19 protein-coding genes are annotated in these 19,821 nt (G+C 73.9%); 11 read left to right on the top strand and 8 right to left on the bottom strand.

From position 1 onward, the window contains the following. Positions 1-44 precede the first annotated feature (44 nt). Positions 45-1,454, top strand: coding sequence for a glutamate--tRNA ligase (gene gltX, locus COUCH_RS30870; RefSeq protein ID WP_249608716.1), 1,410 nt, complete (start codon positions 45-47; stop codon positions 1,452-1,454). 315 nt (positions 1,455-1,769) lie between these two features. After that, the gene (locus COUCH_RS30875) at positions 1,770-2,483 is read left to right on the top strand and encodes a hypothetical protein (protein ID WP_249608717.1); all 714 of its coding nucleotides are present in this window, start codon (positions 1,770-1,772) and stop codon (positions 2,481-2,483) included. Position 2,484: 1 nt separating this feature from the next. On the opposite strand, the gene COUCH_RS30880 is transcribed toward COUCH_RS30875, so the two are convergent. The 4 genes from COUCH_RS30880 to COUCH_RS30895 all read right to left on the bottom strand — a co-directional run bounded on the left by COUCH_RS30880 (position 2,485) and on the right by COUCH_RS30895 (position 4,669). Continuing rightward, positions 2,485-3,249: a hypothetical protein gene (locus COUCH_RS30880; RefSeq protein WP_249608718.1), complete on the bottom strand. Its 765-nt coding sequence runs from the start codon at positions 3,247-3,249 to the stop codon at positions 2,485-2,487. Further along, positions 3,246-3,725 carry a hypothetical protein gene (locus COUCH_RS30885; RefSeq protein ID WP_249608719.1) on the bottom strand — a complete coding sequence of 160 codons (480 nt, stop codon included), beginning with the start codon at positions 3,723-3,725 and terminating at the stop codon, positions 3,246-3,248. The genes COUCH_RS30880 and COUCH_RS30885 overlap by 4 nt, the downstream gene beginning before the upstream one ends. Before the next feature lie 48 nt (positions 3,726-3,773). Further along, positions 3,774-4,331, bottom strand: coding sequence for a TetR/AcrR family transcriptional regulator (locus COUCH_RS30890; protein WP_249608720.1), 558 nt, complete (start codon positions 4,329-4,331; stop codon positions 3,774-3,776). Positions 4,332-4,423: 92 nt separating this feature from the next. Then, a complete protein-coding gene (locus COUCH_RS30895; protein ID WP_249608721.1) occupies positions 4,424-4,669 on the bottom strand; it encodes a hypothetical protein in 246 nt (81 codons plus the stop codon). Between the two features lie 221 nt (positions 4,670-4,890). Between COUCH_RS30895 and COUCH_RS30900 the strand changes: the two genes are divergently transcribed. The 6 genes from COUCH_RS30900 to COUCH_RS30925 all read left to right on the top strand — a co-directional run bounded on the left by COUCH_RS30900 (position 4,891) and on the right by COUCH_RS30925 (position 11,590). Further along, positions 4,891-6,084 (top strand): PucR family transcriptional regulator, encoded by a 1,194-nt coding sequence (locus COUCH_RS30900; RefSeq protein ID WP_249608722.1) that lies wholly within the window; start codon positions 4,891-4,893, stop codon positions 6,082-6,084. A 165-nt stretch (positions 6,085-6,249) separates the two neighbouring features. Further along, positions 6,250-7,422 (top strand): acyltransferase domain-containing protein, encoded by a 1,173-nt coding sequence (locus COUCH_RS30905; RefSeq protein ID WP_249608723.1) that lies wholly within the window; start codon positions 6,250-6,252, stop codon positions 7,420-7,422. Between the two features lie 29 nt (positions 7,423-7,451). Further along, on the top strand, positions 7,452-8,402 hold the full coding sequence (locus COUCH_RS30910; RefSeq protein WP_249608724.1) for a beta-ketoacyl-ACP synthase III: 951 nt from the start codon (positions 7,452-7,454) through the stop codon (positions 8,400-8,402). A 53-nt stretch (positions 8,403-8,455) separates the two neighbouring features. Beyond that, on the top strand, positions 8,456-8,698 hold the full coding sequence (locus COUCH_RS30915) for an acyl carrier protein (RefSeq protein ID WP_023359558.1): 243 nt from the start codon (positions 8,456-8,458) through the stop codon (positions 8,696-8,698). Between the two features lies 1 nt (position 8,699). Then, complete coding sequence (gene fabF / locus COUCH_RS30920; RefSeq protein ID WP_249608725.1) at positions 8,700-9,926, top strand: beta-ketoacyl-ACP synthase II; 1,227 nt, start codon at positions 8,700-8,702, stop codon at positions 9,924-9,926. Between the two features lie 251 nt (positions 9,927-10,177). Further along, positions 10,178-11,590 carry an acyl-CoA carboxylase subunit beta gene (locus tag COUCH_RS30925; protein ID WP_249608726.1) on the top strand — a complete coding sequence of 471 codons (1,413 nt, stop codon included), beginning with the start codon at positions 10,178-10,180 and terminating at the stop codon, positions 11,588-11,590. Between the two features lie 5 nt (positions 11,591-11,595). On the opposite strand, the gene COUCH_RS30930 is transcribed toward COUCH_RS30925, so the two are convergent. From COUCH_RS30930 to COUCH_RS30940, 3 genes are all read right to left on the bottom strand, one after another. Next, complete coding sequence (locus COUCH_RS30930) at positions 11,596-11,754, bottom strand: hypothetical protein (RefSeq protein ID WP_249608727.1); 159 nt, start codon at positions 11,752-11,754, stop codon at positions 11,596-11,598. A 53-nt stretch (positions 11,755-11,807) separates the two neighbouring features. After that, positions 11,808-13,550, bottom strand: a complete 1,743-nt coding sequence (locus tag COUCH_RS30935) for a glycoside hydrolase family 3 protein (RefSeq protein WP_249608728.1) — start codon at positions 13,548-13,550, stop codon at positions 11,808-11,810. A 525-nt stretch (positions 13,551-14,075) separates the two neighbouring features. Then, on the bottom strand, positions 14,076-14,567 hold the full coding sequence (locus COUCH_RS30940; RefSeq protein WP_249608729.1) for a DUF3145 domain-containing protein: 492 nt from the start codon (positions 14,565-14,567) through the stop codon (positions 14,076-14,078). A 243-nt stretch (positions 14,568-14,810) separates the two neighbouring features. Between COUCH_RS30940 and COUCH_RS30945 the strand changes: the two genes are divergently transcribed. Beyond that, positions 14,811-15,140: a hypothetical protein gene (locus COUCH_RS30945; RefSeq protein WP_249608730.1), complete on the top strand. Its 330-nt coding sequence runs from the start codon at positions 14,811-14,813 to the stop codon at positions 15,138-15,140. A gap of 553 nt (positions 15,141-15,693) precedes the next feature. Here the strand turns inward: COUCH_RS30945 and COUCH_RS30950 are convergent. Further along, positions 15,694-16,275 (bottom strand): carbonic anhydrase, encoded by a 582-nt coding sequence (locus tag COUCH_RS30950; protein WP_249613858.1) that lies wholly within the window; start codon positions 16,273-16,275, stop codon positions 15,694-15,696. A 305-nt stretch (positions 16,276-16,580) separates the two neighbouring features. Here COUCH_RS30950 and COUCH_RS30955 point away from each other — a divergent pair, with 305 nt between their 5' ends. Next, complete coding sequence (locus COUCH_RS30955) at positions 16,581-17,534, top strand: alpha/beta fold hydrolase (RefSeq protein WP_249608731.1); 954 nt, start codon at positions 16,581-16,583, stop codon at positions 17,532-17,534. Positions 17,535-17,677: 143 nt separating this feature from the next. Next, positions 17,678-19,798 carry a HelD family protein gene (locus COUCH_RS30960; RefSeq protein WP_249608732.1) on the top strand — a complete coding sequence of 707 codons (2,121 nt, stop codon included), beginning with the start codon at positions 17,678-17,680 and terminating at the stop codon, positions 19,796-19,798. Positions 19,799-19,821 lie beyond the last annotated feature (23 nt).

Below are 19,821 nucleotides of genomic sequence, written 5' to 3' on the forward strand. Positions count from 1 at the left end.
AAGGCCGCCGGAAACCGCTTCGCGGGGGGCCGTAGGCTTGGGCCGTGACTGTACGAGTACGCTTCGCCCCTTCTCCGACCGGAATGTTTCACGTCGGCGGCGCCCGCTCGGCGCTGCAGAACTGGATCTACGCGCAGCAGGCCGGCGGCACATTCGTCCTTCGGATCGAGGACACCGACGCGGCCCGCAACCGGCCGGAGTGGACCGAGGGCATCATCTCCGCCCTCGACTGGATCGGCATCGAACGCGGCTCCTACGAGGGCCCCTACTTCCAGTCGGCGTACGCGAGCGACCACACCGCCGCGGCCACCCGGCTGTACGGCGAGGGCCGCGCGTACTACTGCGACTGCACCCGCGACGACGTCGTGGCACGTACGGGCAACACCCACACCGGCTACGACGGCTTCTGCCGGGAGCGCGCGCTGGGGCCCGGCGAGGGACGCGCGCTGCGGTTCCGTACGCCGGACGAGGGCGAGACCGTGGTGGTCGACCTGGTCCGCGGCGAGCCGACGTTCGAGAACAAGCTCATCGAGGACTTCGTCATCGCCCGCAGCGACGGCTCGGCGGTCTTCCTGCTCGCCAACGTGGTCGACGACATGACGATGGGCATCACGCACGTCATCCGCGCCGAGGAGCACCTGCCCAACACCCCCAAGCAGCAGCTGCTCTGGGAGGCGCTGGGGGTCAAGCCTCCGGTGTGGGGACACGTGCCCGTCATCGTCAACGAGAAGCGCCAGAAGCTGTCCAAGCGCCGCGACAAGGTGGCGCTGGAGTCGTACCGCGACGAGGGCTACCTGGCCGCCGCCATGCGCAACTACCTGATGCTGCTCGGCTGGGCGCCCAGCGGCGACCGGGAGATCGTGCCGTGGCGGGTCATCCTCGAGGAGTACCGGCTCGAGGACGTCAGCCACTCCCCCGCCTTCTTCGACGTCAAGAAGCTGCGGGCGTTCAACGGCGAGTACATCCGCGCGCTGTCCGCCGAGGAGTTCGCCGCGGTGTGCGCGCCGTGGCTGGGCGGCACCGACACGATCCCCGCCCCGCCGTGGGACCCGGCGAAGTTCGACGCCACCGTGTTCGCCGCCGTCGCGCCGCTCGCGCAGACCCGCATCGCCGTGCTCAGCGAGATCGTCGACTACGTCGACTTCCTCTTCCTCGACGAGCCCGTCTCCGACGAGCAGTCCTGGAACAAGGCGATGAAGGAGGGCGCGGCCGAGATCCTCGACGCCGCGGCCGCCGCCTTCGGCGCCCTCGAGGAGTGGACCGCCGAGCCGCTCAAGGCCGCGCTGGAGCGCGTCGGCGAGGAGCGCGGGCTCAAGCTGGGCAAGACCCAGGCGCCGGTCCGGGTCGCCACGACCGGGCGTACGGTCGGCCTGCCGCTGTTCGAGTCGCTCGAGATGCTCGGGCGCGAGCGCACGCTCACCAGGCTGGCCGCGGCCCGGGCGAAGCTCGGCTGATCCCTTCGTGACCATTTCGGTATGCGCGCACCGCCTTCGGCGGTGCGCGCCCCGTCTCACCAGGCAACTCTTTCGGCCCCGGCGCGCGTCCAGGTGGTATGACCGTCAGCAGCACGGGTGACCTTGGCCAGCGGCGCTTGCAGCCGCTGGGTACTATTCGCGCGCCGATCAGCAGTCGCTGTGCACTCTCACCGCCGATTTCCGATAGCTCGAAAAGGCCACCCGCCGGGATGCGGGCGACTGGATCTGCGAGGAAGCTGTGAGAACGCACGCACGGCGCGGCGATGTCCATCACGCAGGCGGGGGAGGCCGGACGTGGCTCGAGGTTTGATCACGCGGCGCTGGACCGCGACCGGCATGCTCGCCGCGGCGCTCGCCTTCGGAGCCGGGCTCGCGCCGGCCGCCGCGCACGCCGCGCCGGCGCCGGTGACCGCCGCCGTCCTGCAGGAGGACTCGAGCTCGGCGGCGCCCAAGGCGGGGGCCAAGCCGACGGCCGTGCAGATCACCGGCAAGGTGCCCGACGGCAAGATCGTCGTCCAGCAGGCCGACCGACGCGACCTGTTCCAGCGCCTGCTCAGCGAGGTCAACTGGCTGGCCTCGGCCACGCCGACCACGACGCGCCCCAAGGCCGACAAGCTCGGTCCCAAGTACACGATCGTCATCCTGGTCAAGGACAAGGCCACCCAGCAGTACGACCTCTACCCGATGGCCGCCGGCGGCCCGCGCGCGTACCGGCCGGCCAAGCAGCCGACCGGCAAGAAGGCGGCGGGCTGGTTCTACGGCCGGCTCACCATGTCGGAGTCGCTGCGCATCGCCGGCGTCCCGCTGAAGGAGAAGCCGGACGTGGTCAGCGGCGGCATCGGCGGCGGCATCGGCGAGGAGGTCGACTCGGAGGAGCTGGACCCGCTCGCGGTCGGCAGTGACGTGCTCAGCCAGATGCGCCAGCTGTTCCTGCTCAACGGCGCGGTGCTGCTGGTCGTGCTGATCGGGCTGGGCGGCGTGGCGTACCTGATCCGCCGCCGGGTCTGACTCAGCCGGCCGGGCGCACCGGCACCCGCAGCACCGGGCAGGCGAGAGCCGGGGCGTTGCACCGCTCCCCCAGGCCGAAGGCGTCCGGCAACCGCGGATCAGTCGCGGCCTGCGCGACCTCCCGCGCCGTCAGCGGCGGCTTGCCGCGCTCGGCGTCGCCGGTGCCGCGCTCGCCGGTCGCCTGCACCACGACCGTGCGCCCGTCCACGACCCGGCGGGCGATCACCTCGTTGACCTGCCAGTCCTTGTCCTCGCGCGCGGAGTAGCGGGCGTACTCGATGCCGGCGCGGGTCCGGTCCGGCTTGGCGCAGGCGTCCGGGTCGGCCAGCACCGGCAGGCACAGCCCGGCGGGTGCGTCGTAGACGGCCACCTCGATCATGCCGTGCGGCTCCCCGTTCGCGGTCATGACGGCGTACTGCCGCCAGCCCGGCCCGGACGCCGGCTGCCGCGGCACGATCCGCAGGTCTCGGGCGTCCACCGGACCGCTGAGCACCCGCAGCACCGGGTCCAGCACCGCCGACGGCCGGGGCTGGGCGACCGGCACGGCGGCGGCCGTACGCGGCTTCGGCCCCGGCAGCAGGACCGTCGTGAGGGCGTACCCGAGGAGCACGACGATCAGCACGACGGCCAGGCCGGCCAGGAGCACCGCCCGCACGCGGCGGCGGCGCAGCCGGTCGGCGCGGCGGAAGATGTCGTCGACGGCGTCGCCGATCGGCGGCTCGGCCGCGCAGGCACGCTCGAGGACGCTGGTCATGGCCGCGCTCACGCCGTCACCGCCGGCCGGGTGATCCGCAGCAGGTCGGCGAAGGCGGCCAGGCCCTCGGCCTCGTACTCGGTCACCTTCGTGGCGTCGAGGCCGAGCACGTCCGCGGTGTCGACCACCGCGAGATGGCAGAAGTGGTGCAGCACCAGGACCGCGCGGCACTTGGGCGACAGCCGGCGCAGCGCGTCGAGCACCAGCACGGTGAAGACGTCGCCCATCCCGGCGTCCGTGTCGGCCGCGCCCCGGTCCGCCGCCTCGGACGGCGCGACGAAGACGTGCTCCCGGCGCCCGTGCGACGGCTTGAACGCGGCCATCAGGTCGCCGTACGCCCACAGGTCCGGATCCCCCACGTCGGGGGCGGTCAGCGCCCGGGCGAGCGTGGCGCGCGCCAGCTCGCCGGCGTGCGCCCAGTCCCCGCACATCAGGAAGGCCGCCCGGCGCAGATGGGCGTAGCGCTGGGCCACGTACTCCTCGGTCATTTGCACCTTTATAGGGCACAACGGCGGGACCGCGCGGCGGAACGGGGGTCACGCGACCCGGACGGTGACCTCCACGAGCCGGATGAGGTCCTCGAGGTCCGCGTCGAACTCGGCCGCGTCGTCCGTCGTCTCGGCTTCCTCAGCCGCCGGCAGCCCGCCGGTGACCGCCCCGGTCGTGTAGCCGAGCAGGAAGGCGCAGATCATCCGGGTCAGCCGGGGCACCTTCGCCGCGGGCACGCCCGCGTCGTGCAGCGTCGCGCGCAGGGCCGCGGTCAGCCACGAGCCGCCGGGCGAGGGACGGTTCAGGATCAGCGGGTACGCCCGCGGGTGCCGCCGGGACAGCCCGCGTACCGCCCGGCCCAGGGCGCGCAGCCGCTGCCGCCAGTCGATGTCCGACGGGTCGTCGCCGTACGCGCTGCCCAGCTCCAGGTGCAGCAGGTCGACCAGGCCGTCGAGCAGGGCGTCCTTGCCGCCGACGTACGGGTAGAGCGCCATCGAGGTGAGCCCGACCCGTTCCGCCACCGCCCGCATGGACATCGCGCCGAGGCCCTGCTCGTCGACGAGGGCGAGGGCCTGGTCGAGGATGAGCCGTCTCTTGTCGTCCACGGCCCCACGGTGTCGGGGAACGGCCCGGCGGGAGGACGGACGCGCCCGGCAGTCACCCCCGCGGGTGAGAAGTCGGCACTACCGCGGCGCGGTCAGCACCAGCGACCGGGGGGACGTCCCCGGCCGGCCGCGCGGCGGCGGGGGCGTACCGCGCCGTGCAGGTGGGCGCCGGCCCAGCCGCGCAGCTCGGAGCGGCAGCCCACCCGGTGCGGGACCTCGTCGGCGGGCTCGTCGCCGGTGGACGCCACGGCGAGGACGGCGGCGTCGGACGTGGGCGCCGAGCCGTCCTCCGCGGCGTCGTGCTCCGCGTCGGGGCGTACCCCCTCCTGGTCCTTCATGTCGTACCTCCCCTCCTGGCGGTGCCGGACACCTGATCGGCACCGCGGCGCCCGGCTTGACCCTCGCGGGTGCCGGTCCTCGCGGCGCTAGGACGACACCATGCCAGGTCACCGACCGAAATCGTGGGGAGGGCACACCGCGATAACGGACAATTTTCCACAAAAAACCCAGGGCGGCAGTCCGCGGCGCCGGCCCCGGCGGTCCCTGACATGCTGGTCGGATGGCAGCGGACGGCAATTCCACGGGTACGGCGAGACGCCCCCTGGCCGCCACCCTGCGCCGCGTCGAACGCAACGCCGGCGCCCTCGCCTCGGCGAGCGTGGCCCGGATGGACGAGACCCTGCCGTGGTTCCGGGCCCTGCCCGCCGACCAGCGCTCGTCGATCATGCTCGTGGCCCAGGCCGGCGTGCGGTCGCTGGTCGAATGGCTGCGCTCGGGCGGCACCGCGGCCGGCACCCAGGAGATCTCCGACGAGGTCTTCGCCGCCGCGCCGCGGGCCCTGGCCCGGTCGATCACGCTGACCCAGACCGTCCAGCTGATCAAGGTCACCATCGACGTCGCCGAGTCCGAGGTGGCCAACCTGGCCGCGGCCGGCGAGGAGGGGGCGCTCACCGAGGCCATCCTCAAGTTCTCCCGGGAGATCGCCTTCTCCGCCGCCCGGGTGTACGCCCGCGCCGCCGAGTCCCGCGGCGCGTGGGACGCCCGCCTGCAGGCCCTGCTCGTCGACGCGTTGCTGCGCGGCGACTCCTCCGACGTGCTGGCCAGCCGGGCCGCCGCGCTGGGCTGGGCGGACGCCCCGCCGGTGGCCGTCGTGGTGGGCCGCTCCCCCGGCGGCGACCACACCGCCGTGCTGCACAGCGTCTACCGGGCGGCCCGGCGCGCACGGGTCGAAGTGGTCGGCGGGGTGCACGGCGACCGGCTGGTCGTGGTCATGGGCGGCGCCGCGGACCCGCTCGCGATCGCCGGGCAGCTCGCCGCCGCCTTCGGCGAGGGACCGGTCGTGGTCGGGCCCGCCGTACCGTCGCTCGACAACGCCACCGAGTCGGCCCGCGCGGCGCTCGCCGGCTTCCGCGCCGCCCCGGCCTGGCCCGGCGCACCCAACCCCATCGCGGCCGACGCCCTGCTGCCGGAGCGCGCGCTGGCCGGCGACGCCGAGGCGCGGCGCGCGCTCAAACACGACGCGTACGGCGCCCTGTGCCGCGCCGGCGGCGGCCTGCTGGAGACGCTGGACGCCTTCTTCGCCGCGAACGGGGTGCTGGAGAGCGCCGCCCGTGAGCTTTTCGTGCACCCCAACACAGTGCGGTACCGTCTCAAGCGCGTCGCCGAAGTGACCGGGATGTCCCCTCTGGACGGGCGGGACGCGTTCGCGCTGCGGATGGCTCTCATCCTCGGCCGGCTGGACCCTGCGAGCTAAGTCACGCCAACGAGCGACCCGCGGATGCGTGGCGGCAGCCCCCGCAAATACCCACGAACAGCCACAAACTCGGGGGTGCTTTGTAGGAACCCCACAACCCGGGTCGTAGGGTTTGGTCTCCCGCCGCACCCGCGGAACCCTGCCTCATCCGGAAGAGTCGGGGACGTGCTCGCCGTACTCTCACCCGGCCAGGGTTCCCAGAAGCCCGGCTTCCTCTCACCGTGGCTGACCCTGCCCGGCACCGCGGCGCGCCTGCGCTGGTGGTCCGCCCTCGCCGGAGTCGACCTGCTCCACCTGGGCACGGAAGCCGACGCCGACGAGATCAAGGACACCGCGCGCACCCAGCCGCTGCTGGTCGCCGCCGCGCTGCTCGCCGGTGAGCACCTGCCGCTGCACGACGTCGGCCTGGTCGCCGGCCACAGCGTCGGCGAGCTGGCCGCGGCCGCGCTGGCCGGGGTCCTGCCCGCCGAGGCCGCGATCACCCTCGCCGGGGTCCGCGGCCGCGAGATGGCCGCCGCCTGCGCCCTCGAGCCGACCGGCATGAGCGCCGTGCTCGGCGGCGACGCCGACACGGTGGTGGCCGCCATCGAGCAGCACGGGCTCCACCCCGCCAACCGCAACGGCGCCGGGCAGATCGTCGCGGCGGGCGCCGTCGACGCGCTGGCCAAGTTCGGCGAGGAGCCGCCCGCCGGTTCGCGGGTCCGGCCGCTGGCCGTCGCGGGCGCCTTCCACACGCCGTACATGGCACCGGCCGAGCAGGCGCTGGGCGCGGTCGCCGGCGGTGTCACCGTCGCCGACCCGGCCCGCATCCTGCTGTCCAACCGCGACGGAGCCGCCGTCGTGCACGGCCGCGAGATGCTGCAGCGCCTCGTCCGCCAGGTCACCGCCCCGGTCCGCTGGGACCTGGTGATGCGGACCCTGCGCGACCTGGGCGTCACCGGCATCGTCGAGCTGCCGCCCGCCGGCACCCTCGCCGGGCTGGTCAAGCGCGAGCTCAAGGGTGACAACGCCCCCGAGATCGTCACGCTCAACACCCCGGACGACCTGCCCGCGGCCCGCGACCTGATCGCCCGGCACGGCGTGACGCCCAGCCTCGAGCCGGCCCCGCAGTTCCGGGTCGCGGTGGCCACCGGCGCCGGGGTGTTCCGGCCCGCCGAGGGCCTGACCGAGGGCGACGACGTCCGCGCCGGCCAGGTCATCGGACACGTGGCGACCCGGCAGGGTGCGGTCGAGATCGCCGCGCACGCGGCCGGCGTGCTCGTCGAATGGCTCGCCCACGACGACGACCCGGTGGCGCCGGGCCGGCCCGTCGCGCGCATCGGCGGGCACCAAGAGTGACACCCCCGCTCGCGACCGAAGGAGCAACCATGACCGCGGGTTCCCGCATCGTCGCGATGGGCCACTACCAGCCCTCGCGCGTCGTCACCAACGACGACCTCGCCAGGATCATCGACACCAACGACGCGTGGATCCGCGACCGCGTCGGCATCGCCGAGCGCCGCATCGCCGACGCGGAGACGGTCGCCGACATGGCCACGTTCGCCGCGGAGAAGGCCCTGGCCGGCTCCGGGCTGACCGCCGCCGACATCGACATGGTCGTCGTCGCCACCTGCTCGTCCGCGGACCGGTGCCCGAACGTGGCCACCCGGGTCGCCGCCCGGCTGGGCGTGGCCGCGCCGGCCGCCTTCGACCTCAACACCGCCTGCTCCGGTTTCTCGTACGCGCTGGGCACCGCCGACCACGCCATCCGCGCCGGGGCCGCCCGCCACGCGCTCGTGATCGGCGTCGAGAAGCTCTCCGACCTCACCGACTGGACCGACCGCAGCACCGCCGTGCTCTTCGGCGACGGCGCGGGTGCGGCGGTCGTCTCGGCCGTCCCCGACGGCCAGGAGCCCGGCGTCGGCCCGGTGCTCTGGGGCTCCGTCCCGGACAAGGGCGACGTGCTGCGCATCGAGGGCTGGCAGCCGTACATCAAGCAGGAGGGCCAGATCGTCTTCCGCTGGGCGACCACCGCGCTCGCGCCGCTGGCCCTGCAGGCGTGCGAGCGTGCCGGGGTACGCCCCGACGAGCTGGCCGCCTTCGTCCCGCACCAGGCCAACACCCGCATCATCGACGGCATCGTGAAGCGCCTCGGCCTCGGCCCGGACGTCGTCATCGCCAAGGACCTCGTCGAGTCCGGCAACACGTCCGCGGCGAGCATCCCCCTGGCCCTGTCCAAGCTGGTCGAGCGGCGGGAGGTGCCCTCGGGCGCCCCGGTGCTGCTCTTCGGCTTCGGCGGCGGCCTCACGTACGCCGGGCAGGTCGTGCGCTGCCCCTGAGGCAGCCGTCCGCCCGTCGAGCAGTCCCCACCACCGAGAGGAACCATCGAACTATGGCTACCCGCGCAGAGATCACCTCCGGCCTCGCCGAGATCCTGGAGGAGGTCGCCGGGGTGAACCCCGACGACGTCGCCGAGGAGAAGTCCTTCACCGACGACCTGGACGTCGACTCGCTGTCGATGGTCGAGGTCGTGGTGGCCGCCGAGGAGAAGTTCGGCGTCAAGATCCCCGACAACGAGGTGCAGAACCTCAAGACCGTCGGCGACGCCGTGTCCTTCATCGAGGCGAATCACTGACATGAGCAGCACAGACGTCGTCGTCACCGGGCTCGGCGCGACGACCCCGCTGGGCGGGGACGTCGCGTCCACCTGGGACGCCATGCTCGCCGGCCGCTCCGGGGTGGGTCCGCTCACCCAGGAGTGGGCCGCGCAGCTGCCCGTACGCATCGCCGCGCAGCTCGCCGTGGACCCGTCGGAGGTCCTCGAGCGGGTACGCCTGCGCAAGCTCGACCGCTCCGAGGCGATCGCGCTGATCGCCGCGAAGCAGGCGTGGGCCGACTCCGGCCTGGGCGACTCGGGCCTCGACCCCGAGCGGCTCGCCGTGAGCTTCGGCAGCGGAATAGGGGGTGCGCAGACCCTGCTCAACCAGGACGACATCCTGGAGGCCTCCGGGCCGCGCCGGGTCAGCCCGCACACCGTGCCGATGCTCATGCCCAACGGCCCCGCCGCCTGGGTCGGCATCGACCTCGGCGCGCAGGCCGGCGTGCACTCCATGGCCAGCGCCTGCGCCACCGGCGCGGAGGCGCTCTCCCTGGGCCTCGACATCATCCGCTCCGGCCGCGCCGACGTGGTCGTCGCGGGCGGCACCGAGGCCGTCGTGCACCCGCTGCCGATCGCCGGCTTCGCCTCGATGCGGGCCATGTCCACCCGCAACGACGATCCGGAGAAGGCCTCCCGCCCGTGGGACAAGGGCCGCGACGGCTTCGTCCTGGGCGAGGGCGCGGGCGCGCTGGTGCTGGAGCGCGCCGACCACGCCGCCGCGCGTGGCGCCACCGTGTACGCCCGCCTCGCCGGCGCCGGCATCACCTCGGACGGCTACGACATCGTCCAGCCGGACCCGGAGTGCCGCGGCGGCATCCGCGCGATGAGCCGGGCCATCCGCGACGCCGGCCTGACCGGCGCGGACATCGTCCACGTCAACGCGCACGCCACGTCGACCCCGGTCGGCGACATGGGCGAGATCAAGGGCATCCGGGCCGCCATCGGCGACCACCCGCTGCTGACCTCGACCAAGTCGATGTCGGGCCACCTCCTGGGCGCGGCCGGCGCCCTCGAGTCCATCGCCACGATCCTGGCGATCCGCGACGGCGTGGTGCCGCCGACGATCAACCTGGACGACCCGGACGACCGCCTCGACCTCGAGGTGGCCGCCCACAAGGCCCGCCCGCTCGAGATCGCCGCGGCGATGAACAACTCGTTCGGCTTCGGCGGCCACAACGTGGCGCTGGTCTTCACCCGCGTCTGACGCCCCGGTCCGGCTGCGGACCCATCCCACGGTGGGTCCGCGGCCGGCGCGGCTCGGTTCTTCCCGGGCGCGATCGCCCGTCCGGCCTCTTCCCCGGGCGCGATCACTCGGCCGGCTTCTCCCCGGGCGCGATCGCTCGCCCGGCCTCTTCCCCCGGGGGCACGATCGCCCGCCCGGCCTCTTTCCCCGGGCACGACCGCCCGCCCGGTTTCTTCCCCGGGCGTGCCCGTTCGCCCCGCTTGGAGTGCGCCGTGACCACGACCTCCCCGTCGGCCGGCCCCGAGGTCGCCGACCACCGCGACCCGGAGGGCCGCCTGCGGGCGCTGTTCGACCACGGCACGCTGCGCCTGCTCGCACCGAAGGACGACTCCGGCGTGCTGTCCGCGCGGGGCGACGTCGACGGCACCCCGGCGATCGCGTACGCCTCCGACGGCACCCGCATGGGTGGCGCGATGGGCGTCGAGGGCTGCCGGCGCATCGTCGACGCGATCGACACCGCCGTCCGGGAACGCGTACCCGTGCTCGGCCTGTGGCACTCCGGCGGCGCCCGCCTCGCCGAGGGTGTGGTCGCGCTGGACGGCGTCGGCCAGGTCTTCGCCGCGATGGTCCGGGCCTCCGGTCGCGTACCGCAGATCTCCGTGGTGCTCGGCCCGGCCGCGGGCGGTGCGGCGTACGGTCCGGCGCTCACCGACATCGTCATCATGAGCAAGGGCGGCCGCATCTTCGTGACCGGGCCGGAGGTCGTCCGCAGCGTCACCGGCGAACAGGTCGACATGGAACGGCTGGGCGGCCCAGAACCGCACGGCCGCCGGTCCGGCGTCGTGCACATCACCACCAGGGACGACGACGACGCGTACGGTCAGGCCCGGAAACTGACCGTGCTGCTCGGCCACCAGGGCCGCCTCAGCCCCGCGGACGTCGCCCACGACCGCGACCTGTCCGCCACGATGCCGGACCGGCCCACGCGCGCGTACGACGTGAAGCCCGTGGTCGCGGCGCTGCTCGACGAGCCCGGCGTGGAACTGCACGGCCGGTGGGCCCCGAACGTCGTCACCACCCTGGGCCGGTTCGCGGGCCGTACGGTCGGCGTCGTCGCGAACAACCCGCTGCGCCTCGGCGGCTGCCTGGACGCGGCGAGCGCCGAGAAGGCGGCCCGGTTCGTGCGGATGTGCGACGCGCTGGGCGTACCGCTGATCGTGCTGGTCGACGTGCCCGGCTACCTGCCCGGCCTCGGCCAGGAATGGGACGGCGTGGTGCGGCGAGGCGCCAAGCTGCTGCACGCCTTCGCCGAGTCGGTGGTCCCGCGGGTGACGCTCGTGACCCGCAAGGCGTACGGCGGCGCGTACGTGGCCATGAACTCCCGCGCCCTGGGCGCGACGGCGGTCTTCGCCTGGCCCACCGCGGAGATCGCGGTGATGGGCGCGAGCGCCGCCGTGACGATCCTGCACCGCAAGAAGCTGGCGGCGGCCCCGCACGATGAACGGGAGGCCCTGCGCGAGGCGCTGGTGGAGGAGCAGACGAGGACGGCGGGCGGAGTGCACCGGGCCGTGGAGATCGGCGTGGTGGACGACGTGATCAAGCCGGAGGAGACCCGGCGGCGGATCGCGGAGGCCCTGGCTGCGGCCCCGGCCGCACGCGGCACCCACGGCAACATCCCGCTCTGACGCCGTCACGGGATCACACCGCCCTCGCCACGCAACCGGCCCGCTTCCGAGAGCCGGTGCAGCTCCGGCGCGTCCGCCGGGTCCCGACGACCGGTGATGTCGAGCCGGCCGACGCCGGCGTCCACCGGGCCTACGAGGGTCGCCCGGGCGGGGTCGCTGCGCACGACCGCACGAAGGCTCGACCCGCTACCTGCGAGCGAGCAGGCGGACGGTGCGGTTACTTCGCGCAGGCGCTGCGAGGAAGCTTGCCTGCCTGCACCGGCGAACGCCCCGGCGCCTTCGCCTTGCCGGCGAGGACCGCCGCCAGCGCGTCCAGCGACAGGCGGCTCGACGAGTACGTGGCCACGAGCGTGGGCGACTTCGCCGCCGCCAGGAGGTTCGGCGTGTCCATGCTCACCGTCACCGCCGCGTCGGGGCTCAGGTCGGTGGTGTGGTCCCCGTACCCGATGAGGTGCACGACCGTGCCGCCCGCGGCCTGAACCGGGACGCCGGCCTGCTGCAACGCCTCGACCAGCCCGGTGCGCGCGGTCTCCCGGCCGCCGGAGGCCGTCACCGTGACCGGGCCGGTGACCAGCGGGCCGGAGCAGCGCCCCTTGAGGACCGTCACCGCGGCGGCGTCGGCGGCCAGGACCGCCTTGCGGTGCTCGGGTGACTCCAGCACTGACAGGTCCGGCTGGGGGCGTTCGGAGCGGAACTTGAGGGTGAGGATCCGGGTGACCGCCTCGACCAGCCGCTCCCGCTTGAGGCTTCCGTTCTGCAGCCCGGCGAGGATGCCGTCGCGGGCCGCGGTGATGTCCGGCGGCATGAGCAGCATGTCGTTGCCCGCGTTGAGGGCGCGTACGGCGGCCTCCCCGGCCGGCCACTTCATCGCGGGAGCCATGTTCATGGCGTCGGTGACGGCGACGCCGGTGAACTTGAGCCGGCCGCGCAGCACATCAGTCATGATCTTGTGGGAGAAGGTCGCGGCGACGCCCTTGTCCAGCCCTTCCACGTCGAGGTGGCCGGACATCACCACGGCCACGCCGGCGCCGATGCCCGCGGCGAACGGCGGCCGGTCCTCGCGCTCCCACTGCGCCGCGCTCTGCCGCACGATCGGCAGGTCGTCATGGCTGTCGCCGGTCGTGTGCCCGTGCCCGGGAAAATGCTTCAGCGCCGCGGAAACTCCGGCACCCTGAATGCCGCGCACGGCGGCGCGCACCTGAGCGGCGTTGGCAGCCGGATCGGCGCCGTACGACCGGGAGCCGATGACGGAACTGCCCTGCGGCCCGAGCGTGTCGGCGACCGGCGCGAAGTCCAGGTTGATGCCCATCGCCGCCAGCTCCTGCCCGGCGGCGTGCCACGCAGCCTGGGTGAGCGGGGGCCGGCCCGCCGCCCCGAACGCCATCGCGGACGGGAGCTGCGTCGCCCCGGTCCGCACCCGGGTGACCACACCGAACTCCTGGTCCGTGCCGATCAGCAGCGGCGCGCCCCCGGGCAGCCGCCGCGCCGCCGCCTGCAGCCCGTCGGTGAGCGCGCGGACCTGCTGCGGGTTGTCCACGTTCGTGGCGGGATTGGTCGCGCCGGTCGGGTCGCCGGCCGTGAACCCGACCAGGATCACCCCGCCCAGCCCGAACTTCGCGACCATCTCGGCGGGCGTGTTCACCCCGGCCAGCTTCTGATTGCCCGCAGCGGCAGCGGCGTCGACCCGGTCGGCATTGTCACCGTACGCATAAGGCATGAGCACCTGCCCGGCGAGGCCGGCGTCACTCAGCGTCCGCACGGTCTCGCGCGCCCGGGTGGCGGGATCCCCCGTGGCGACCGGCGCGACGCCGGCCGAGCTGGGCGGCGGCGGCAGGCTCGGCGATTGCGCGGGCACGGCGGAGGCGGGCGGTGGCGTGGGCGCGTCGCTGCCGCACCCGGCCAGGATCAGAGCCAGGGGTACGGCCACAGCAACGGAGAGCGCCCTATTCACGGGGGCCATTGGATCAGCTCCGCCCGAACATCGACAAACCGGCCCTGTGGATAACTTCCGTCGTACGCGAGGCGGGGGTGAACTCGCCGGTCTTGGCCGGTCAACCGCGCTTGGGATGCGAGGTCCGGCGGCCCGGACCGGGCCGGGTCCCGCCGGGGTGAGCGCCGGGTCATGCGGGGCCGGCGGGTCGCGTCGGGCCATGCCGGGCCGGGCTGGCCGCGCCACACCGGGCCGGACCGGCCGCGCCGGCCCGGGCCGCGCCTGGCTGGCCGCGCCTGGCTGGCCGCGCCAGACCAGACCAGGGCGGACCGGCGGTGCCTTGCCAGACGAGCCCGGACGGGCCGCGCCGGTCCGGACCACGCCGGGCCAGCCGCGCCAGTCCAGACCACGCCGGCCAGCCGCGCCAGGCCACGGCCGCGCCAGGCCACGGCCGCGCCAGGCCACGGCCGCGCCGGGACGGCTGGGCCGGGTGGATTGGGCTGGGCTGCCGGGCCGGCCTGAAACGACGGCCGTGCCCGGGCGGAAGGCGGCGGGTCAGCCGACGCGGGTGAGGAGGGTGACCGGCGCGCCGTCGCCGGCGTAGCGGTACGGCTCGAGTTCGGCGTCCCAGGCCGTGCCCAGCGCCTTCTCCAGGGCGTGCGAGAGCGCTTCGGGGGCGCGGGCGCCCGCCATGATGGAGCGGAGGCGGTCCTCGCCGAGCTGGATGTCGCCGGAGGCGCCCATCGTGCCGCGGAACAGGCCGCGGCCGGGGACGTGCATGAAGCGTTCCCCGTCCACGCCGGGGCTGGGCTCCTCGGTGACCTCGAAACGGATCATGGGCCACTGCCTGAGGGCAGCAGCCAGCTCGGCGCCGGTGCCCGGCCTCCCGGTCCAGCTGCACTCCGACCGCCGCATGCCGGGATCGACCGGCTGCGCAGTCCAATGCAGGGTGACCGGCGCGGTCAGGACGCGCGCGATCGCCCACTCGACGTGCTGGCACACGGCGAGTGGGGTCGAGTGGACGTATACGACGCCACACGTTGGCACGGTGACCTCCCGGAGACCGAGGTGCGTCTTCCCCTACGACCTCGACCGCGGTTGATCGTGCTCCATGATGCCGGGTGGTACGGATGGTGCGCCAGAGAAACCGCAATATCGACATGTGAATGGCCGTAGTGGCACACCTGACCTAACGGACCAGGCCACTCCCGCGGTGCGGCCCTGCTGGGCTCGTGTAGGCTTGCTCCGGCGTTTTATGCCGACACCCGTTCTTTTCCAAGGAGTACCGCCGTGGCGAGCAACACCTCAAAGACCGCCCGCGCATCCGTCCGCGCCGGCCAGGCAGGCCAGGGTGGCGCCCTCAGCGTGCTCGGTGAGTTCAAGTACCTCATCCCGCTCGCGAACGGCCGTTTCGCGTACGTGCGCAACCTGACCAACGGCAAGACCAACCACCTGAAGACCGACTCGGACGCCTTCGTCGAGGAGATCCGTATCCTCGCCGCCGCGGGCCACGGCGCCAAGATCCGGGCCGAGCTCCAGGGCCTCGACCAGGCTTTCCCGCAGCACGGCTGGAGCAGCACCGAGAAGCGTCTCGTCGACGCGGGCGTCTTCGAGGGCTGAGCCTCCGCAACGCGCCAGGGCGCTCCCAGGGTTTCGTACCCGGGAGCGCCTTTTCGCATCCACCGAAGATCACGACAAGTTGATCAGCCCCCGTCGGACCAGGCGGGTGGAAAGCCGGCCGTGGCGGACCGGGGAGTCAGGCCAAGGCCTACAGGCCGGCCGGGGACCGCGCGGCCACGCCGGGAACCCAGAGCCCGGCCGCAGCCGAACCGGGCGAAGCCGAACCGGGCGAAGCCGAACCGGGCGAAGCCGAGCCGAGCCCGATAGCCGCCCGGTCGCAGCCGAAGCCGGCCGGGAGAAAGCCGAGCCGAGCCCGATGGCTCGGGGGCAGCCGAAGCCGAGGCCGGACGAAAGCCGAGCCGACCCCGATAGCCCGGCCGCAGCCAGGGCCGGCGCGGCGAAAAGCCGAGCCGAGCCGGAGCAGCCCGAGGGCAGGAAGCCGGCCCGGGCAAAGGCAGGAAGCTGGACCGGCGAAGAGCGAAAGCCGGCCCGGGTGAGGGCCGAAAGCCCCGACCGAGGCCCGGCGACACGCCGGAGCAGAGCCGGGACCGGCTCAGGTCAGGAGCTCGACCTCGCCGGTGTCGAGGTCGTACACGGCGCCCGCGATGCTCACCGTGCCCGCCGCCACCGCTTCCGGCACGCCGGCGATGTCGCGCATGCGGCGTACGGTCCGGGTGACGTGGGCGCGCATCGCCTTGGCCGCCACGTCCGGGTCGTCGAGGCCCACGCTGTGCACCGCCGGGGCGATCTCGTCGACCAGGTAGCCCAGGTCGCCGCCCGGGTTGTCGCCCGCGCGCAGGGACTGCACGGTCGCGTCGACCGCGCCGCAGCGGACGTGGCCCAGGATCATGATCAGGGGGACGTTGAGGGCGGAGACCGCGAAGCCGACCGAGCCCAGCACCGCGCGGTCCACGACGTGGCCGCCGGAGCGGACCACGCAGATGGAGCCGAAGGTCTGGTCGAAGATCGCTTCGAGCGGTACCCGCGAGTCGATGCAGCCCACGACGACGGCGTGCGGCAGCTGACCACTGGAGGCGGCGGCCGCCGCGGCGACGTCGTGGCCGTGCTCCGGCTTGCCGGTGACGAAGCGGCGGTTGCCGGCCATCAGCTCGGCGAGGGCGTCGGCAGGCAGCATGATCCGCTCCTGGACGACGGCGGTCCCGGCCGGTGCCGGGGAGACCGGTACGGCATCGGGTACGGAGGGCGCGGAGGCCGTGGGCAGCGAGGCAGGGGTCGGACCCGTCATGGCTCCGATTCTCTACGAAGAGGAGCCGCAGCACAGGCTGTGCGAGGCACATCACGTCCCGAAGGCCGTACGCGTGGTCGGGGCGGCCTCGAGGCGCAGTGGAAGATCCGGTCGGACAGTGGCTTTTCCGGCGATCGAGAGTGATGCTGATTACCCGTGGGTACAACGGGGCCGTGCGATACACGGAGGTGCCCATGTCGGAGCGCTCGGAGCTCACCCTCGCCGACGGCGTTCGACTGCACGTCGAGACGTCCGGTCCGGCGGACGCGCCGGTGACCGTCGTGCTGCTGCACGGATGGTGCCTGGACCGACGGACGTGGCACCACCAGATGCGAGCTCTGCAGGGTACGGACGTGCGGGTGGTCGCGTACGACGCGCGGGGGCACGGGCTCTCCGGTGTCACGCGGCTGCGGTCGGCCACGGTGGGGCAGCTCGGCGACGATCTGGCGGAGGTGCTGGACGCGTACGCCCCTTCGGGCCCCGTCGTGCTGGCGGGGCACTCGCTGGGCGGCATGACGATCATGGAGTACGCCGACTCGTACCCGGAGGACTTCGCGCAGCGCGTCGCCGGCCTGGTGTTCGTCTCGACCACCGCCGAGGGCGCCACCCACACCTGTTACGGCCTGCCCACCCCGTTGACGCCGTTCCTGCGCGCCGCGGAGCAGACCGGCGCGGGTGTGCTGGCCCGGCTCGGCGCGTGGCGGCCGCACCGTGCGGTCCTGCCGGCGCTGCGGCCGGGGGTGCGCTGGCTGCTGTTCGGCGACGAGTACGACGACCGTGACCTGCAGATGGTCATGTCGGCGGTGGGCCGGGCGTCGCTGCGGTCGATCGGCGGCTTCCGGAACTCGGTGGGCAACCAGCACCGCCTCGACACGCTCGCGACGCTGGGTGACGTGCCCGCCGCGGCGCTGGTCGGCGACCGGGACCGGCTGACCCCGCCGCCGTGCGCGGAGTCGATCGCGGAGGCGCTGCCCGGAACCGAGCTGACGGTGTGCGAGGGCGCCGGGCACATGCTGATGATGGAGCGCCCGGAGCTGGTCACCACGGCGCTGAGCGCGGTCGTGGCGAAGGCGGCGGAGAGCACCGCCGCGCAGCGCCGCCGCCGGTTGAGCCGCGCCCGCCGCGACGGCTACGACCAGGCGGCCTGACCGGGCGGCGAAGGGTCGCAAACGGCCGGCAGGCGTGCCGCCGTCGACTCGACCACCCCGGTAGGAGTAAGTTCGATTGCCCCCTTCGCACGGTACGCGGCGGCGGCAGCCAGCTGATCCACAAGCGGGGAGCACTGACCGACTTGAGCGACGCCCATGTCCTGCAGCAGGAGATCGCTGCCGAGCAGAAGCACGTCGACCGGGTGTACGCCCGCCTGGCCGAGCTTCGCCGGGAGGCGTCCCGCGCCGAGAAGGAGGGCTACAAGCTCGCCGGCGTGGGCACGTTCGGCGCCCTCGTGGAGCGCGACGCGATGGTGTTCCACGCGGCGCGGCGACGGCACGCGCTCGACACCGAGTACGAGGGGCTGGTCTTCGGCCGCCTGGACCTGAAGACCGGCGCGGTGCACTACGTGGGCCGCATGGGCATCCGCGACGAGGACTCCCAGTCGCTGGTGGTGGACTGGCGGGCCCCGGCCGCGGCCGCGTTCTACCGGGCGACGCCCGCTGAGCCGCTCGGGGTGGTCCGGCGCCGGATGATCCAGTCGGCGCGCGAGCACGTCACGAACATCGAGGACGACCTGCTGGATCCGGAGGCGGCGCCGCCGGACATGCGCGTGGTCGGCGACGGCGCCCTGCTGGCCAGCCTCTCGAAGGCGACCGGGCGCGGCATGCGCGACATCGTCGCCACGATCCAGCGTGAGCAGGACGAGGCGATCCGCTCCCCCGCGTCCGGCGTGACGATCGTGACCGGCGGACCGGGTACCGGCAAGACCGCCGTCGCGCTGCACCGCGCCGCGTACCTGTTGTATTCGGACCGGGGCCGGTTCGCCGGCGGCGGCATCCTGGTGGTCGGCCCGTCCGGGGTGTTCGTCGACTACATCGCGACCGTGCTGCCGTCGCTGGGTGAGGACACCGCGACGCTGCGGTCGCTGGGCTCGCTGGTTCCCGGGTACGACGCCACCCGGGTCGACCCCACCGACGTGGCGGCGGTCAAGGGCTCGCTGCGGATGCGCCGGGTGCTCGAGCGCGCGTCGCACGACGCGGTGCCGGGCGGGCCGACCGAGCTGCGCCTGCTGTACCGGGGCACGCTGCTGCGCCTGGACGCCGCTGAGCTGGACCGCATCCGGCGCAAGGCGCTGCCGCGGGGCGCGCGCCGCAACGAGGTCCGGGGCACCGGCTTCGACCGGATCTTCGACGCGTTGTGGGCGCAGGCGCGCGGGGCCGTCCGCAACCTGCCGGAGAAGCCGGAGTTCGAGTCGGAGCTGGCCGACCGCGCCGACTTCCGGGACTTCCTGCGCGCCTGGTGGCCCCGGTTCACGCCGATGCGGGTGCTGCGGTGGCTGGCGGAGCCGGCCCGGCTGCGGGCGTACGCGAACGGGCTGTTGTCGAGGGACGAGATCGCGCTGCTGCAGGGCTCGTTCGACGGCCTGGCGGAGCACGGCCCCACGATCGCGGACGTGGCGCTGCTCGACGAGCTCGACGAGCTCATGGGGCGCCCGCGCAGGGCGCAGCAGAAGACGAAGAACCCGTTCCACGTACGCGACGGGGTGCAGGAGGTCAGCACGTACGCGGACCGCCAGGCCGCCGCCCGCGCGCAGGCCGTGCAGCGCGACGAGGACTACCGCGACTACGCCCACGTGGTGGTGGACGAGGCGCAGGACGTGTCGCCCATGCAGTGGCGCATGATCGGCCGGCGGGGCGCGTACGCGTCGTGGACGATCGTCGGCGACCCGGCGCAGACGGCCTGGTCGGGCGATGTCGGCGAGCTGGACCGGGCGCGCGAGAAGGCGCTGGGCACGCGCAAGCGCAACACGTACGCGCTGACCACCAACTACCGGAACTCCTCGGAGATCTTCGCGGTGGCGGCCGGGGTGATCCGCACGATCATGCCGGACCTGCCGCTGCCCCGGGCGGTGCGCAGCACGGGCGTGGAGCCGGTCGACCTGGTGGTGCCGGCCGCGGAGCTGCCCGAGGTGGCCCGGCAGGCGGTGGAGAAGCACCTGGCCGACGTGGACGGCACGATCGGCGTGATCACGCCGGTGCCGCGGCGCGCCGAGATCGCCGCGTGGGTGGCCGGGCTGCCGGAGCGGGTCCAGGTCGTGACGGCCCTGGAGGCCAAGGGCATGGAGTACGACGCGGTGGTGCTGATCGAGCCGGCGGAGATCGCCACGGATGCCAGCGGCGTGCGGACGCTGTACGTCGCGCTGTCCCGCGCGACGCAGCGGCTCACCACCGCCGGCACCCGGCCCTGGCAGAGCCTTTAGTCCGCTTGTGGGTGGCGGTGGGG

The organism is Couchioplanes caeruleus (assembly GCF_023499255.1).
GTDB classification, from domain to species: domain Bacteria; phylum Actinomycetota; class Actinomycetes; order Mycobacteriales; family Micromonosporaceae; genus Actinoplanes; species Actinoplanes caeruleus_A.